This is a genomic window from Paraburkholderia phytofirmans PsJN (assembly GCF_000020125.1).
Classification (GTDB): Bacteria; Pseudomonadota; Gammaproteobacteria; order Burkholderiales; family Burkholderiaceae; genus Paraburkholderia; species Paraburkholderia phytofirmans.
Genome location: NC_010681.1, coordinates 1,692,079 through 1,707,853, shown reverse-complemented (window position 1 = coordinate 1,707,853; position 15,775 = coordinate 1,692,079). Strand labels below are relative to the sequence as shown.

The window sequence follows — 15,775 nt, the reverse complement described above, 5'->3', positions numbered from 1 at the left end:
CTTCTCTTTGCGGCCGGCAAAGAGAAGTAAGTGCCGCCCCGCACAGGGGCAACGCTAATAGACCACTAACAAATCAAGGAAAGGCCAACAACCACGAGAACACACCCCCACCCGCCACGCCGGCAAAAAACCCTACCCAATATCCCGCCCCGCAGTCTCCCGCATAAACGGCAACGGCAACAAAGAAACGACCCCACACCCAATCAGATACCACGCAGGCGCGAGGTTGCTACCAGAAACCTGAATCAACCACGTAGCGAAAAACTGCGCAAACCCACCAAAGATAGAAACCCCGAGACAATAAACAATCGACATCCCGGTAGCACGAATCTCGCGAGGAAACATCTCCGGCAACATGACGATATTAGGCACAGCGGTAAACGCCACAAGCACGGCCAAACCAGCGACCACTGCCAACAAAACCGGCACCGTCGGCGAAGCATTGATCATCATGAACGCCGGATACACCGCCGCAATCAGCAACACGCGCGAAACCCACAACACACGCTTACGTCCAACGCGATCGGACAACGCGCCGGCAAACGGCGAACAGATTACCGTCACCACGGCAGCAGTCCATGCAGCCCAGAGCGCCGACGACATCGGCAAATGCAAAATCCTGATCGCATAAGTCGACAGATAAAACAGCACGATGTAGTTCGCCGCCGTCCCACCGATCGTCGTCAACACACCCGTCGTGATCACACGCGAATGCTCGCGAAACAACTTGCGCACCGGCTGCGAGACAGGCTGCGAACCCGGCTGCGAACCCGCCGCGCCATCTTCCACACCAGGCAGCGTCTCATTCAGATGCCGCCGAATATAAATCCCAATCGGCCCCATCGCCATGCCGATCACAAACGGCACGCGCCACCCCCAACTCTCCAGCGCCGCAGTCGAGAGCGCCGCCGCCAGCGCGACACCCAGCAACGACCCGCACACGGTATTCAACCCTTGGCTCACGAATTGCCAACTGCCGTAGAACCCACGCGTCTTATTGCTTCCATACTCCAGCAACAACGACGTCGACGCGCCGACCTCACCACCCAAAGCAAAACCCTGAATCAGGCGCGCGAGAATCACGAGCAACGGCGCGGCGACCCCGATCGCCGCATACGTCGGCGCAAACGCGATGATCGCGGAGCCCAGCGTCATCAGCCACAGCGTGAGGCTCATCGCGGCCTTGCGACCCGCGCGGTCCGCATACGCGCCAAGCACGATGCCGCCCACCGGTCGCATGATGAAGCCGACGCCGAACGTGCCGACCGCCAGCATCAGTTGCGCAAGTTGCCCCTCCACCGGGAAATACAGCTTGCCGATGATCGTCGCGAAGAAGCTGTAGATCGTGAAGTCGAAAAACTCGAGGCCGTTGCCCAGCGTGATCGCGGCAATCGCCTTGACGTGGCTCGTGCGTTCGACAGGCTGCGCGGCCGGCGTGCTCTGCATGCTCAATGCCTCGGTGCCTGCGGGTTGCGGTGTGGCGGAATAGTCCATCTGTGTCTCCGTGATGTCTTCCTGCTAATGCGCGGCGGTTTCGCCCGCTTATGCAAACGCTGTGGCGTCAGGCCAGAAACGTCTGCGCGAGTCTCACCCAGTAGGCGGCGCCGGTGGCGAGGCAATCGTCGTTGAAATCGTAGCCAGGGTTGTGAACCATGCAGCCGCCCTCGCCGTCGCCATTGCCGATGATCAGGTAACTGCCAGCGCAACGCTCGAGCAGGAACGCGAAGTCTTCGCTGCCGGTGAGCGGTTGCATGTCGGCAATCAGGCCATCGTCGCCGAGCCAGTCGAGCGCGACTTGCCGCGCGAGCCCGGTCATGGCCGGATCGTTGACGAGCACCGGATAGCGACGCTGATAGTCCACGTCCGCACGCGCGCCGAACACGGCCGCTTGCCCGCACGCCACCGCCGTGATGCGTTCCTGCAAATAATCGCGAACCTCAGGTTTCAATGCGCGCACCGAGAGGCGCATCTCGGCGGTCTCGGGAATCACGTTCGGCGCTTCGCCCGCGTGAATGGCGCCGACGGTGATGATCGCCATGTCGAGCGGCGCGATATTGCGCGACACGATGGACTGCAAGGCCAGCACGATCTGCGCGCACACCACCACCGGATCGACGGCCTTGTGCGGCACCGCGCCATGACCACCGCGCCCGGTCACCTTGATGATCACCGTATCCGACGAAGCCATGAACGAGCCAGGCAGGAAGCCGAACTTGCCGGCCGGATAGCCCGGCATGTTATGCATCGCGAACACCGCGTCGCACGGAAACTTGTCGAACAGGCCGTCCTCGAGCATTTTTTTCGCGCCGGCCAGGCCCTCTTCGGCAGGCTGGAAAATCAGATTCAACGTGCCGTCGAAGCATTTTTCCTGCGCCAGATGTTTGGCGGCGGCGAGCAGCATGGCCGTGTGCCCGTCGTGACCGCATGCGTGCATCTTGCCGGGCAGTTTGCTCGCGTACGGCAGGCCGGTGGTTTCATGAATCGGCAGCGCGTCCATGTCGGCGCGCAGCCCGAGCTTGCGTGTGCCGTTGCCCACTTTCAATTGACCGACAACGCCCGTCTGACCCAGCCCGCGATGCACGGTGTAGCCCCACTCCTGCAGGCGTTCGGCGACCAGGTCGCCGGTAGCGAACTCTTCATAAGCCAGCTCGGGATGCGCGTGGATCTGGCGGCGCAGCGCGATCATTTCGTCTTCGAGTTCGGCGATGCCCGCCGGAATGGCCATGGTGTTCACGTCGTGTCTCCGTCATTGAAAGCGTGAACCCAGCATAACGACGCCGATTTTCCAGCGGCAGGCGTAAAATCGTTGCGGCAGCAACCCACGGTTGCCACCCTCTTCCCATCCTGTCAGATGAAACTGCATCAGCTCAGCACCTTAGCGGCGATCGCCGATACTGGAAGTATCCGGGCCGCAGCCCGTTCGCTGGACCTGTCGCCGGCCGCCGTGACCAAGGCGATGCGCGAACTGGAAGCCGATCTGCAAGCGCCCCTGGTGGTGCGCAGCGCGAGCGGCGTCGCGTTCACCGAGTTCGGCCGCGCGCTGGTCGTGCATGCGCGCCTGGTGTTGGGGCAACTGCAGCGAGCGCAAGCCGAGATCGAAGCACTCCGCGGCGCGGCGGCCGGCAAGCTGTCGATCGGCGTCACGCCCTGGGTCGCGTTGACGTTTCTGCCGCCCACCGTGCAGCGCTTCCGGCAGCGCATGCCGGAAGTGCAACTGGAGTTCTTCGAAGGCTTGCTCGCGGTCGTGCAGCCGCGTTTGCGCGACGGCAGCCTCGATTTTTCGATCGGCCGCCCGCCGCCCGCTTCGCCGCAATCGGAGTTTCACAACGTGCCGCTGTTTTCCACGCATTCGGCCGTGGTCGCGCGGCGCGATCATCCTAAGGCCGGCTGCCGCACGCTGCTCGAACTGGAAGACGCGGAGTGGATCTTGAACTGGGACCCGGCGAGCCGGGAGTCGATCTCGGACAATGTGTTCCGCAAGCGTGGCATGCAGGTGCCGCACACCATCCTTCTCGCGCATTCGCTGGCGGTTGTGCTGGGCTTGCTCGCACACACGGACATGCTCAGCATTTTTCCGTGGCCGCTCGTGGAAGTGACGCTCGCGAAGGAGCAGTTGTGGGCGCTGCCGCTGCGCGAGACAGTCGATGAAACCATCGTCAGCATCACCTCACGCCGCGGCGCGCCGACGAGTCCGGCGGCCGCGTGCTTTCTCGAATGCCTGCGTGAAGTGATCGACGAAGGGGCGCGCTCGCAAGATCCCGAGCAGCGCCGGCTGTTTCATTCGATCGAGTTGCTGCTTTAGTTATTCGCCGCGCGGTAGAGATTCAACCCTCGTAACCGACCACGCCCTTGATCTCCAGAAAGTCCTCCAGACCGAACTCACCGTACTCGCGTCCATTGCCCGATTGCTTGAAGCCGCCGAACGGCGCCTCGGGGTTGTAGTCCGCGTAGTTCAAATAGATCGTGCCGGTGCGCAGGCGCTTCGCCACCGCGCGCGCGTGCTCGATCGAACCGGACTGGATGTAGCCCGCGAGACCGTAGAGGCTGTCGTTGGCCATCGCAATCGCTTCGTCTTCGGAGTCGTAGGCGAGAATCGACAGGACCGGCCCGAAGATTTCTTCGCGCGCGATCGTCATGTCCGGCGTGACCTTGCCGAATACCGTCGGCCGCACGAAGTAGCCGTCCTTCAATCCTTCGGGGCGGCCCGCGCCGCCGGCCACCAGCGTCGCGCCCTCTTCGATGCCCACGGCGATCAGCCGCTGGATCTTGTCGAACTGCTGTTCGCTGATCACGGGGCCTAGGTCCGTGCCCTTCGCATCCGCGGGACCGACGTTCAATGCTTGCGCGGCTTCTTTCGCGTACGCCAGCGCTTCGGCTTCGCGCGCACGCGGCACGAACATGCGCGTGGGCGCATCGCACGACTGGCCGCTGTTGTCGAAACAGGCACGCGCGCCGCGCATCACGGCTTGTTTCAAATCGGCGTCTTCGAGAATCAGGTTGGCCGATTTGCCGCCGAGTTCCTGATGTACGCGCTTGACCGTATCCGCCGCGGCCTTCGCGACCTGCACGCCCGCGCGCGTCGAGCCGGTGAACGACATCATGTCGATGTCCGGATGCGACGACATCGCTTCGCCCACCGTGCGGCCTTCGCCGTTCACGAGGTTGAATACGCCGGCCGGCACGCCTGCTTCGTCGAGAATCTCGGCGAAGACGATGGCGGACAACGGCGCCAGTTCCGAAGGCTTGAGCACCATCGTGCAGCCGGCCGCGAGCGCGGGCGCGACCTTGGTGGTGATCTGCAAGGCTGGCCAGTTCCACGGCGTAATCAGCCCGCACACGCCGACCGCTTCCTTGCGGATCAGAATGCCGCTCTTCACGTACTCGAACTCGAAGGTATCGAGCGTGCGGATCATGGTCTCCAGATGCGCGACACCGGTCCATGCCTGCGCATCGTTCGCGTACTGCAGCGGCGCGCCCATCTCGCGGCTGATTGCATGCACCATGTCGTCATAGCGCTTGCGATAGACGTCGAGGATCGCTTGCAGCAAGTCGATGCGTTGCGCGATCGTCGTCTCGCTGTAGGCGGGAAACGCGCGCTTCGCGGCGGCGACGGCGCGATCGACATCCGCCGCGCTACCAAGCGAAATCTGCGCGAATGCGGCAGCGGTGGACGGATCGATTACATCGAGTGTGGCCGCGTTGGTCTGGTCCACCGGGTCGACCCATTGACCGTCGATATAAAACTGTTTGGCGTGTTGCATGAGGCTTGTCCTCTATATGAAAGTTTTCAGGTCAGACGCGGGGCAAATCGCACCCGCGGCGGCGTCGCCTGCTTTACATCGACGCCGCTCAATCTGAATGTCTTCAAATCGAAATTCATCGCTACGCAGCTTTGGCTCAGACTCCGGCTTCGAATCCATTTTTCGCCTCGACTCAACGAGTGCGACTTCGATCCGATCAACCAGGAGAGACACATGAGCAACATCACTTTCACCCGCATCGACGCTAAAGGCCCTGGCGCTTCCGGTCTGAACCCGGCACTGCACGATCCGGCCGACGTCATTCTCGACGGCGCCAAGGCACCGCACGCCCTCAACGCTTACTCCGACGCCACCAACATGTTGTCCGCCGGCGTATGGCAATGCGATGCGGGCACACTGAAGCTGGCCGATCTGCCGATTCACGAAGTGTGCGTGCTGATTGAAGGCGAAGTCGTGATCACCAGCGACGACGGCCGCAGCGAACGCTATGCCGCCGGCGACGCCTTCATCCTGCACAAAGGCTTCTCGGGCACGTGGCATATGCCGGTAGCCACCAAGAAGTACAGCATCGTGTACTGCGGTTGATTCAAGTACTGCATTGCACTGCTGCTTCACTGGAAACCGCATCTTTCAAGGTGCGGTTTTTTTATGCCGGAGAAAAAAGCCGCGTCCGCGCACATTGCGCGGACGCCTTCTCGTTACATCGGAAAACCCAGCGCCTTGATCGAATTGATCCACAGACGACGCCAGCCGCCGCGATCATCCGCGCCGTCGAACGCGTTGAAGGTGATCTTCGCGGCGATCCAGCGCACCGGTTCCGGCGGAATATACGACGGCCCCTTGCGCGAAATATCGAGCGACGTGATCACCGTATCGCGATGCCACAGCATGTCGAGGCCCATCTTCGCGCCGAAGCGGCTGCCCGCCACGCCGAAGCCCGTATAGCCGGCGACGAACACGCTCTTGCCACCGTGATAGCGGCGCGCGAACACTGCGCCGCGCGAGCAGTAATCGATCGGGCCGCCCCATGCATGCGTGAAACGCACGTCGTCGAGTTGCGGGAAGGTGCGATAGAACGCTTCGGCAAGCTTGTAATAGGTACGCTCGTCGCGATCTTCCGCGGGATTCGGATTGCCGCCGAAGTGATAGCTCACCCGTCCGCCGAAGATGATCCGGTTGTCCTTGGTCAGCCGGAAATAATTGAGCTGCGTGCGAGTGTCGTAAATGCCCTGGCGATTCTTCCAGCCGATCCGCGCCATCTGCTCGTCGCTCAACGGCGCCGTCGCGATGATGTGATCGCGCACCTGCATCACGCGGCGCTTGATATCGGTCACGCCGACGTCAGCGGTGCCCGTGCCTAGCAGCACGCGCGGCGTTTCGATGCGGCCCGCCTGCGTGTGCACGATCATCTTCGCGCCGCAATCTTCGAGACGCGTGATCGGTGAATGTTCATGCAGACGCACGCCGAGTTTCAGCGCGGCGGCCTTCAAACCCCACGCGAGTTTCGCCGGATGAATCGTGCCGCTGCGATTACGCGACCACATTGCCCCGGCAAAAAGAGGTGAATCGAGTTGCTCGCGTGCGCCCTTGCTGTCGAGCAAGACCACGTCGTGTCCGTGGGCGACATGCAGCTCGTAGTCGCCCTTCAGATGACCGAGATGGCCCGGATCGACCGCGACTGTCATCTCTCCGTTCCATTCGACGTCCGCCTCGATGCCGTAGCGCGTCAACGATTCCTTGAAGCCGTCGAGATTCTCCTGCCCGAGCTTTTCGAGCACGTCGAGGTCTTGCGGAAAAACGCGCGTCGCGTTCGGCAGACCGTGCATCACCGAAGTCGAGATGATGCCGCCTGGACGGCCCGAGGCGCCGTACGCCACCTTGCCCGCTTCGACCAGCACGACGTCGAGCGACGGATCGGCTTCTTTCGCCTGAATCGCGGCCCACAGACCGGTGAAGCCGCCGCCCACCACGACCAGATCGGCGGTGGTCGGACCGATCAATTCCCGTTCGACAACCGGCGCGCGCGGATTGTCCAGCCAGAACGGAAACAGTTTTACCCCTTCAAACGCGCGCTTTACTGACTCGCTCATGCTGTTTGCCTACTCAATTTAAATGCCATTGCTTGTACTGCGCGAAGCCGTGCACATTGGCCTGCGCTTCAACCCGCGTCCTGCGTATCCAACTCCGCCTCACGCTCGCGTTCCGCACGCACTCGCGGCGGCGCGGCTACCTTAAGCTTAGTCGCCGGCACCACGGGATGCACGGTCACATTGTGTTGCGAACCGCCACGCAGCCAACGCCGGCCTTGCGGTCCATACACGCCGTCCGGTTCCGGAAAGCACTGCAACAAAGCGATATACAGTGCGGCCGCCAGCGTCAGCGAAACCGGCATGCTGATGTCGAGACCGCCGGCGAGCTGGCCGAGCGGACCGACGAACTGATCCGGCAGATTGACGAAGCACAGGCTGATCGCCGCGCTCGGAATCCATGCGCCCATCGCGCGCCAGTTCCAGCCGTGCGTGAACCAGTAGTGACCGCCTCGGCCGCCGCGATTGAACACCTGCAAGTCGTCGGATAGGTAGAAACCGCGCCGCGTGACGAAGCCGATGATCATGATCACCATCCACGGGCAACTGCAGACGTTGATCAGCACCGAGAACGTCGACACGCTTTCGACCAGGTTGAACGCGAAGCGTCCGAGGAAAATGAAGCCGATGGCAAGGCTGCCGATCAGCAACGTGGCGCGCACGCGATTCAGGAACTTCGGAAACATGCTCGACATATCGAGGCCGGTGCCGTACAACGCGGTCGTGCCGGTCGACATGCCGCCGATGATCGCGATCAGGCACACCGGCAGGAAGAACCAGTTCGGCGAGATGGCCAGCAAACCGCCCACGTAGTTATTCGACGCGATGAAATCCGGCGCCTTGCTGGCGATGATCGTCGCCGTGGCGAGGCCGAAGAAGAACGGCACGAACGTGGCCAGTTGCGCGAGCATCACCGCGAGGATTGTGCGCTTTCTCGGCGTGTTCTCCGGAATATAGCGGGCCCAATCGCCGAGCGTGCAGGCGAACGAGACGGGATTGCTCATCGCGACCAGCACCGCGCTCACGAACGCGGGCCAGAAACCCACCGAGCCGAGTGCGACCTTGCCGGCGTATGCGCCGTCGAACGACTTGGTGAACGCGAACAGACCGACCACGAACAGAATGCTCGCCGCCCACACCGCGATCTTGTTGACCCACAGCATGAAGCGGAAACCGTACACGCACACGGTCAGCACCAGCACCGCGAACAGACCGTAGGCGAAGCTGAGCGTCATCCAGTTGACCGGCAAACCGAGCAGATGATTCGCGCCGCCCACGAGCGCATCGCCCGAACTCCACACCGCCAGCGAGAAAAACGCGACTGCTGTCAGCACCGCCAGAAACGAGCCGACGATCCGCCCGTGAATACCGAAATGCGCGCCCGATGAGACCGGGTCGCTGGTGCCGTTACGCGGACCGAACAGGCTCATCGGCGCGAGAATGCACGAGCCGATCAGCACGCCGAGCACGATCGACCAGACACCCGCCTTGAACGACAAACCGAGCAGCACCGGAAAACTGCCGAGCACGGACGTGGAAAAGGTATTGCACCCGCCGAACAGCAAGCGGAACAGATCGATCGGCCGTGCATAGCGCGAGCGATCCGGAATGCGTTCGAAACCGAATGTTTCGACTTGAGTGATGCTGTTGCTGCTCATTGTCTCCGACTCCTGTAACGGCCAGGTCAATCACAATGGCTCGCCACGGGGATGCGGCGTCCACTTTTCTCAGATGTCTGGACGCCACTGTAAAGACAATCGGCGCGGGCAAAAATATCGTCTGCCCAACCTTTACTTCGATCTCCGGCGATGTAACCCGCAAGTCCCGTCCGGCAAGGCTCGGTGACCAACTGAAAGGCCGTATAGGGACTTCCCGCAGCGCTCACGAAGCGCAAACGTCGAAGCGAATCGCGAGAATCCCAACGCCTTTTTGCTGCCCCTACGCCGCGCCCGCGCCGCCCGCGTGGCGCGTCTGGCGGCGTTTTTTGGCGGCAGCGACGGCAGGCAGCGGCACCGGCACCGCGCCCGACATGCCGTGCTCGATCAGAAAATCGCGGAACAACCCGGCCACATGCGGCAGGCGTTTATCCGACACATGCATCACATACCAGTCGCGCTCGATCGGGTTGGCGGGCATGGGCAACAGCGCGAGCAGGCCCGCCTGAAACTCGAGCGAACAGGCGTGCAGCGACAGGAACGCGATACCCAACCCCGCTTCGACCAGTTGCTTGATCGCCTCATTGCTCGACAGTTCAGAGCCGATGTGAAGCTTGAGGCCCGCAAGGCGAAACAGATTCTCGACGGTAGAACGCGTGCCCGAACCGCGTTCGCGCACGAACAGATTCGCGCTTTGCAGATCGTCGAGCGACAAACGCTTTTTCTTCATCAGCGCATGTGCGGGCGAGGCAACGAACGCCATCGGATGTTTGGCGAACGCCGTTGCCGCCGTGCGCAATTCGCGCGGCGCGCTGCCCATCACCGCGAGATCGATTTCATGCGTTGCCAGCATACGGATGATGTCAGCGCGATTGCCGACCTTGAATTGCACCTTCACTTGCGGACGCGATTCCGTGAAACGCACCAGAAACGGCGGGATCAGATACTCGGCCGTGGTGATCGCGCCGATACGCAGCGTGCCGCCCTGCTCGCCATGCAACGCGGCCAGATCGTCGGCCGCGCCGTTCCACAGGTCGAGGATCTCCAGCGCATAGCGGGCGAGAATCTCGCCGGCCGCGGTCAACTGCACGCCACGGCCCACGCGTTGCAGGAGCGGCGCGCCCGCAGCCTCTTCCAGCAGACGCACCTGTAGCGACACAGCCGGTTGCGTGAGTCGCAATTCCTCGGCCGCGCGTGACACGCTGCCGAGCTTCGCAATCGTATGCAAGGTCTTCAACTGACGAAACGTCGCGGCTTTTAGCATAAGTTCAAACCTATATGTTCCGTATAAACATTAAATTGTGCTGCGGTTTTAGCCGATTTTATACTGGCCTGACAGATAGGCCGGCGAATGCCTGGAATCGCGCTTAGCGCGGCGCCAGCACCGGCCCGGCACGAACAACCTCAGGAGGATAGCGATCATGGCCGCAATCGATCAGCAGACAGGCCCGACAACGCAACGGGCGCACCACGCGCAATCCGCGCAATCCATGCAACACACGGACAATACGGCGGCGCATCGGGTCGTGATCGTCGGTGGCGGCGTGGGTGGACTCGGGCTGGCCACGCGTCTGTCCGAATCGCTCGGACGTGCGGGTCTCGCGCAGATCGTGCTGATCGACCGCTGGCCCACGCACTTCTGGAAGCCGCTGCTGCACGAAGCCGCTTCAGGCCAACTCGATCCCGCGACCCATCAACTGCAATATGCGGTGCAGGCCCAGCGCCATGGCTTCGAATTCGAACAGGGCGAACTCACCGCGCTCGATCGCGCGGAGCGGCATATCACCTTGAGCGCATTGCACGACGCCGACGGCCGCGAAATTCTGCCGTCCCGGCAGGTCGCTTTCGATACGCTGGTACTGGCCATGGGCAGCGTGACGCAATATTTCGGCGTGCCAGGTGCCGCCGAACATGCGTTGCCGCTCGAATCGGTCGCGCATGCGGAAGCATTCCGCCGCAAGCTGCTCGATGCCTGTCTGCGTGCGAATCACGCACGCCGGGCGCGGACCGCGCAGGCGGACACGCCGGTGTCGATCAACATCATCGGTGCGGGCGCGACGGGTGTCGAACTCGCCGCCGCGGTGCGCGACACAGTACGTTTGCTGAATCGCTACACGCCGTTCTCGCTCGATCCGGTGCGTGACTTTCGCATTCGTTTGATCGAAAGCAGCGGGCGCGTGCTGCCCGCATTGTCCGAAACGATTTCAGCGCGTGCGCAGCGGATGCTCGCCAATCTCGGCGTGGATGTATTGAGCTCGACACGCGTCACCGAAGTGCGCACCGACGCCGTGTTGACCGACGGCGGCGCTCCGCTCGCGAGTGACATCGCAATCTGGACGGCGGGCATCTCGGGACCGCCTGTCTTGCGCACGCTTGACGGTATCGCGGTGAATCGCAACGCGCAGATTCAGGTGAATCGCACCTTGCAGTGCACGAACGACGCAAACGTATTCGGCCTCGGCGATTGCGCGGCCTGTCCCGCCGACGACGCTGGCGCGTTCCTCGCGCCGCGCGCGCAGGTCGCGCATCAGCAGGCGCTGTTTCTTGCGCGCACCCTGAAGTGCCGCATAGCGGGCGAAGCGCTGCCCGAGTTCGTGTATCGCGACGCGGGCACGCTGGTCGGCTTCGGGCGTGAAGGCACCATTGGGAGCCTCAGCAGCAGCTTGCTGACCCAGCCCGTGTTCGTCGACGGATGGCTGGCCACCGCAGTCTACAAGCTGATCTATCGGCGGCACGTGATGACGCTGACCGGCTTCGCGCGCATGGCGCTCGATTCGGCTAGCCACTGGCTGCGCAGACGCGTGCATCCGGTGATCCGTCTGCACTAGATAAAACCTTGCCGCTCACTTGCCGACGCACGCGATCGTGTCGGCAAGTGAGCGGCCTGCTGGCTGCTTCAATCTGCCGCATTTGCAACGCGTTCGCCACGTGCATGCAGCCTTGACTCGCGCGCTCACGCTTGACGTCCTCGCTGGTTTCTCCTTGCGACGACTCCCGCAAACCACCTCGCCTTCCGCACGCTCTATTATCCGTTTGCGTTTGATCGAGTCCTCATGCCATACCGGAGAGGCTCGCTGAACGTGAGCGAGTAATGACAGATTCCGTCATCCAAAGGATGCACCGCAACAAAAGATGCGCACGAGATTTATGACGGAATTGTCATCTCGCTCTCATGCCCGCATCGGACAACTATGGTATCTGTACGATGGTCGCGTCCCATCCTCACATTGAACCGTATGCTTCACTTTCAACGAATGCGAAGCCTGACGATGCGCATCACGCATTTCGGCGCAAACGTCCCAGTGCGCTGGGCGCAGCTCCGTATTCATCATCCCGTTTCACTCGGGGCCGCGCTGCTCGTCATCGCACTCAGTTCGTTGGCATTCTGGTGGAATCAACCTGACGGGCTGTTCAACGGCGGCGACCCATCCTGTTCCTCCGCATATGGGAAGCCGCGCGTCCAGCACGAGCCGTTCTTCGAGCGAGGCCTGCTTTCGCTCGAAGTGTTTTCCGCGATGACTCGCACCATGTCGCAGCCCTCCGGTTCGCCGTCCGCAGCCCATCACGACCTCGATGCATCCCATGCGTCGGCGTCATGCGCGCCCGCACGCATCGGCCGCTGACCCACAGCAGTGAGAGAAAAATCATGCGCATCCTGATCGTCGAGGACGAGATCAAAACCGGCACATATCTTCGCAAAGGCCTGACCGAAGCGGGCTTTATCGTCGACTGGGTGGAAGACGGCCTGACCGGCCAGCATCGCGCCTTGACGGAGGACTACGATCTGATCGTGCTCGACGTCATGCTGCCCGGCCAGGATGGCTGGACGGTGCTGAAAAACCTGCGCCGCACCCACTCGACGTCGGTCCTGCTGCTCACCGCGCGCGACGAAGTGGACGACAAGGTGCGCGGCCTCAACATGGGCGGCGACGACTATCTCGTCAAGCCGTTCGACTTCGCCGAACTGCTGGCCCGTGTGCGCTCGATTCTGCGACGCGGCCAGACCCGCGACGCCGCCTCGCTTCAAGTAGCGAATCTGGTGCTCGACCTGACGCGCCGCAAGGCCACGCGGCACGGCGACATGATCCTGCTCACCGCCAAGGAATTCGCCTTGCTATGGCTGCTGATGCGCCGCCAGGGCGAAATCCTGCCGCGTTCGACGATTGCTTCTCAAGTGTGGGACATGAACTTCGACAGCGACACGAATGTCGTCGACGCCGCGATCCGCCGCTTGCGCGCGAAGGTCGACGACAACTACGAACCCAAGCTGATCCATACCGTGCGCGGCATGGGCTATGTATTGGAAGAGCGCGGCCCATCGCAGCCATGATTCGACGTCTGCTCGCGGCGCTGCTCGTGCCGCGCACTTTGCGCGCGAGGCTGTCGATCCTGTTCGCGCTTTCGACCTCGCTGCTACTCATATTCAACGGAGTACTGCTGTACCACGGCCTGAAAACGCGCATCGAAGCGGCGTCCGCCCGCGAGATGAGCACGACCCTCGCCGCGCTGCAACTGCGCCTGCACACCATGCCCAGTATTCAGGCGATCAGCGCGGATCGTGAGACGTGGTACAACCAGCTATACGGTCATCAGAACCTCGACATTGCGCTGTTCGACGCGCACGGCGCACCGCTCGTTCGCACCAACGGCTACCGGCCGAATGCCGAGACGATGGCCGTTCCCACCGCCCTCGCGCCGGTGCGCGTGTCGCTCGACACACTGCCGTTGCGCTTTCTGGTGGCGATGGCGCCGCTCGGCGATCTCGCCGGCAGCCAGGTGCGCGTGGTCGTCCAATACGACGCGAGCGGCGAGCGCGCGCTGCTGCGCGCGTATGCGCTCAATGTTCTGGTCGTCATCGTAACGGGGACGCTGGTGAATGCGCTGCTCGCATGGTCGATCGGCCGTTTCGGATTGCGGCCGCTGGCCCGTTTGACGGCGCGCGCCGAGCAGATCTCCAGCCGCCATCTTGCGGAACCGTTGCCCGAGCACGACATGCCCGGCGAACTGAAGGAACTGAGCCGTGCCTTCAACCGGATGCTCGCGCGCCTGCACGACTCGTTCACGCGTCTCACGCAATTTTCGTCCGACCTCGCGCACGACATGCGCACTCCGCTCACCAATCTGCTGGCGGAAGCGCAGGTGGCGCTCTCGCAACCGCGTTCCGCCGATGAATATCGCAGCGTGATCGAATCGAGCGTGGATGAATGCCAGCGTCTCGCGCGTCTGATCGACAGCATGCTGTTTCTCGCGCGCGCGGACAGCATTCGCCACCGGCTGACGCTGCAGTGTGTCGACGCGCGCATTGAGGCGCTGCGCATTGCCGGCTACTACGAAATCATGGCCGCCGATGCCGGCGTGGAGATCGTCGTTTCGGGCAGCGCGCGCTTCGACGGCGATGTGCTGATGGTGCAGCGGGCACTCAGCAACCTGATCTCGAACGCGTTGACCCACGCGCCGCGCGGCAGCGTCGTCGACGTGCGGTGCGCGGAACACCGGCGCCACGCGCACGTATCGGTGTCGGACACGGGTGCCGGCATCGCGAGACCGCATCTGGAGCGGATCTTCGACCGCTTCTACCGGGTCGATCCATCGCGGCATAACTCGGCGAGCGGTACGGGCCTCGGACTTGCCATCGTCAAGTCGATCATGGAAGAACATCACGGCGAATGCAGCGTGGAAAGCGTGCCGCACGTGCGCACCACCTTCAGCCTGCGCTTTCCGAAGCATCCGCCGATCAGCTAGGCGAAGCACGCGCCCGCACGATGACAAAACTATCATGCGGTGATCACCACGGCCTCATCCGCTGCCCCGCACAATGTCCCTGCCTGATCGATATTGTTCAGTCATCCAGATCAACCTGCAGAGGACTCGATGAATCACGACGCAACCGCACTCGCCGCCCCGACTCCCGAGACACTCGCCAATGCGGCCATGGCAAGCGACAGCGAGAACCCCTGACGCCCGTTCGGCAACATACACCGCGGCACTTACCAACGCGATCATCGCATCAACGGAAGACCGTTCATGACATACCCGAAACGCATGCTCGTCGAAAACCTCGCCTGGTCCGACGAAATCAACACCCGCGATCCCGCCTATTTCCGGCGCCTCGCCAGCAATCAGCAACCGAACGTGCTGTGGATCGGCTGCTCCGACAGCCGTGTGCCGGAAGCCATTACGCGTGCGATGCCCGGCGAGGTCTTCGTGCATCGCAATATCGCGAATCTCGTCGCCGATAACGACGAGAGCCTGTCGAGCGTGCTCGAATACGCGGTCACGGTACTGCAGGTGGAACATGTGATCGTCTGCGGGCATCACTGCTGCGGCGGCGTACAGGCGGCGTTGCGGCCGCCCGCGCCCGAGTTGCCGAACGTCAATCGCCGCATTGGAGGAATTCGCCGGCTAAGTGCGCTGCACAGTGCCGAACTGCGCGAGTTGCCGAGCTTCGAGGCGCGCGCGGATCGACTCGCCGAGCTCAATGTGCTGGCTCAGGTGCAGGCGCTGCAAGCCATGCCGTTGATTCAGCGCGCACAGCGCCCGGTGCAGATTCACGGCTGGATTTTCTCCATGCATGAAGGGCGTTTGAAGACATTGACCGGCGCGCCGTGCACGGCGGACTACGACACGACCGCCGAGGCCGCAGCCGGTTGATTGCCTCTGCGCGAACCTGTCGGCATCGCTGCGAGGAGACCAACTCGCCCTGATCGACAGTGCCGCTCGTCGCGGTGTTGTGCGAATGGGAGTACCCGCACCGGCCGGCAAGCTGACGACG

General features: G+C 62.6%; 13 protein-coding genes. 7 read left to right on the top strand and 6 right to left on the bottom strand.

Features of this window, described 5'->3' with window-relative positions:
• Positions 1 to 132 precede the first annotated feature (132 nt).
• Entirely contained in the window at positions 133 to 1,494 is a 1,362-nt protein-coding gene (locus tag BPHYT_RS07505) for an MFS transporter (protein WP_012432548.1), read from the bottom strand.
• A gap of 67 nt (positions 1,495 to 1,561) precedes the next feature.
• Positions 1,562 to 2,734, bottom strand: a complete 1,173-nt coding sequence (locus BPHYT_RS07500; RefSeq protein ID WP_012432547.1) for a M20 aminoacylase family protein — start codon at positions 2,732 to 2,734, stop codon at positions 1,562 to 1,564.
• 117 nt (positions 2,735 to 2,851) lie between these two features.
• On the opposite strand from BPHYT_RS07500, the gene BPHYT_RS07495 reads away from it, so the two are divergent.
• Positions 2,852 to 3,802, top strand: coding sequence for a LysR substrate-binding domain-containing protein (locus BPHYT_RS07495; protein ID WP_012432546.1), 951 nt, complete (start codon positions 2,852 to 2,854; stop codon positions 3,800 to 3,802).
• A gap of 22 nt (positions 3,803 to 3,824) precedes the next feature.
• On the opposite strand, the gene BPHYT_RS07490 is transcribed toward BPHYT_RS07495, so the two are convergent.
• On the bottom strand, positions 3,825 to 5,261 hold the full coding sequence (locus tag BPHYT_RS07490; RefSeq protein WP_012432545.1) for an aldehyde dehydrogenase family protein: 1,437 nt from the start codon (positions 5,259 to 5,261) through the stop codon (positions 3,825 to 3,827).
• 213 nt (positions 5,262 to 5,474) lie between these two features.
• On the opposite strand from BPHYT_RS07490, the gene BPHYT_RS07485 reads away from it, so the two are divergent.
• Complete coding sequence (locus BPHYT_RS07485) at positions 5,475 to 5,846, top strand: cupin domain-containing protein (protein WP_012432544.1); 372 nt, start codon at positions 5,475 to 5,477, stop codon at positions 5,844 to 5,846.
• Positions 5,847 to 5,959: 113 nt separating this feature from the next.
• Here BPHYT_RS07485 and BPHYT_RS07480 read toward each other — a convergent pair whose 3' ends face one another.
• The 3 genes from BPHYT_RS07480 to BPHYT_RS07470 all read right to left on the bottom strand — a co-directional run bounded on the left by BPHYT_RS07480 (position 5,960) and on the right by BPHYT_RS07470 (position 10,267).
• A complete protein-coding gene (locus BPHYT_RS07480; protein WP_012432543.1) occupies positions 5,960 to 7,351 on the bottom strand; it encodes an NAD(P)/FAD-dependent oxidoreductase in 1,392 nt (463 codons plus the stop codon).
• A gap of 68 nt (positions 7,352 to 7,419) precedes the next feature.
• Positions 7,420 to 9,006 carry a purine-cytosine permease family protein gene (locus tag BPHYT_RS07475; protein ID WP_012432542.1) on the bottom strand — a complete coding sequence of 529 codons (1,587 nt, stop codon included), beginning with the start codon at positions 9,004 to 9,006 and terminating at the stop codon, positions 7,420 to 7,422.
• A gap of 280 nt (positions 9,007 to 9,286) precedes the next feature.
• Entirely contained in the window at positions 9,287 to 10,267 is a 981-nt protein-coding gene (locus tag BPHYT_RS07470) for a LysR family transcriptional regulator (protein ID WP_012432541.1), read from the bottom strand.
• A gap of 226 nt (positions 10,268 to 10,493) precedes the next feature.
• Between BPHYT_RS07470 and BPHYT_RS07465 the strand changes: the two genes are divergently transcribed.
• The 5 genes from BPHYT_RS07465 (at position 10,494) to BPHYT_RS07445 (ending at position 15,654) form a co-directional block, all read left to right on the top strand.
• Positions 10,494 to 11,831 carry an NAD(P)/FAD-dependent oxidoreductase gene (locus BPHYT_RS07465; RefSeq protein WP_012432540.1) on the top strand — a complete coding sequence of 446 codons (1,338 nt, stop codon included), beginning with the start codon at positions 10,494 to 10,496 and terminating at the stop codon, positions 11,829 to 11,831.
• Positions 11,832 to 12,272: 441 nt separating this feature from the next.
• Positions 12,273 to 12,626, top strand: a complete 354-nt coding sequence (locus tag BPHYT_RS07460) for a hypothetical protein (protein ID WP_041758841.1) — start codon at positions 12,273 to 12,275, stop codon at positions 12,624 to 12,626.
• A 23-nt stretch (positions 12,627 to 12,649) separates the two neighbouring features.
• Complete coding sequence (gene irlR / locus BPHYT_RS07455) at positions 12,650 to 13,333, top strand: heavy metal response regulator transcription factor IrlR (RefSeq protein ID WP_012432538.1); 684 nt, start codon at positions 12,650 to 12,652, stop codon at positions 13,331 to 13,333.
• Complete coding sequence (locus BPHYT_RS07450; protein WP_012432537.1) at positions 13,330 to 14,745, top strand: heavy metal sensor histidine kinase; 1,416 nt, start codon at positions 13,330 to 13,332, stop codon at positions 14,743 to 14,745. Before irlR ends, BPHYT_RS07450 begins: the two co-directional genes overlap by 4 nt.
• A gap of 282 nt (positions 14,746 to 15,027) precedes the next feature.
• Complete coding sequence (locus BPHYT_RS07445; RefSeq protein WP_012432536.1) at positions 15,028 to 15,654, top strand: carbonic anhydrase; 627 nt, start codon at positions 15,028 to 15,030, stop codon at positions 15,652 to 15,654.
• Positions 15,655 to 15,775: the final 121 nt, after the last annotated feature.

Excerpts from the sequence above, each read along its gene's own strand:
- BPHYT_RS07505 (WP_012432548.1), bottom strand. The coding sequence starts at position 1,494 with ATGGACTATTCCGCCACACCGCAACCCGCAGGCACCGAGGCATTGAGC.
- BPHYT_RS07495 (WP_012432546.1), top strand. The coding sequence starts at position 2,852 with ATGAAACTGCATCAGCTCAGCACCTTAGCGGCGATCGCCGATACTGGA.
- BPHYT_RS07490 (WP_012432545.1), bottom strand. The coding sequence starts at position 5,261 with ATGCAACACGCCAAACAGTTTTATATCGACGGTCAATGGGTCGACCCG.
- BPHYT_RS07485 (WP_012432544.1), top strand. The coding sequence starts at position 5,475 with ATGAGCAACATCACTTTCACCCGCATCGACGCTAAAGGCCCTGGCGCT.
- BPHYT_RS07480 (WP_012432543.1), bottom strand. The coding sequence starts at position 7,351 with ATGAGCGAGTCAGTAAAGCGCGCGTTTGAAGGGGTAAAACTGTTTCCG.
- BPHYT_RS07475 (WP_012432542.1), bottom strand. The coding sequence starts at position 9,006 with ATGAGCAGCAACAGCATCACTCAAGTCGAAACATTCGGTTTCGAACGC.
- BPHYT_RS07470 (WP_012432541.1), bottom strand. The coding sequence starts at position 10,267 with ATGCTAAAAGCCGCGACGTTTCGTCAGTTGAAGACCTTGCATACGATT.
- BPHYT_RS07465 (WP_012432540.1), top strand. The coding sequence starts at position 10,494 with ATGCAACACACGGACAATACGGCGGCGCATCGGGTCGTGATCGTCGGT.
- BPHYT_RS07460 (WP_041758841.1), top strand. The coding sequence starts at position 12,273 with ATGCGCATCACGCATTTCGGCGCAAACGTCCCAGTGCGCTGGGCGCAG.
- irlR (WP_012432538.1), top strand. The coding sequence starts at position 12,650 with ATGCGCATCCTGATCGTCGAGGACGAGATCAAAACCGGCACATATCTT.
- BPHYT_RS07450 (WP_012432537.1), top strand. The coding sequence starts at position 13,330 with ATGATTCGACGTCTGCTCGCGGCGCTGCTCGTGCCGCGCACTTTGCGC.
- BPHYT_RS07445 (WP_012432536.1), top strand. The coding sequence starts at position 15,028 with ATGACATACCCGAAACGCATGCTCGTCGAAAACCTCGCCTGGTCCGAC.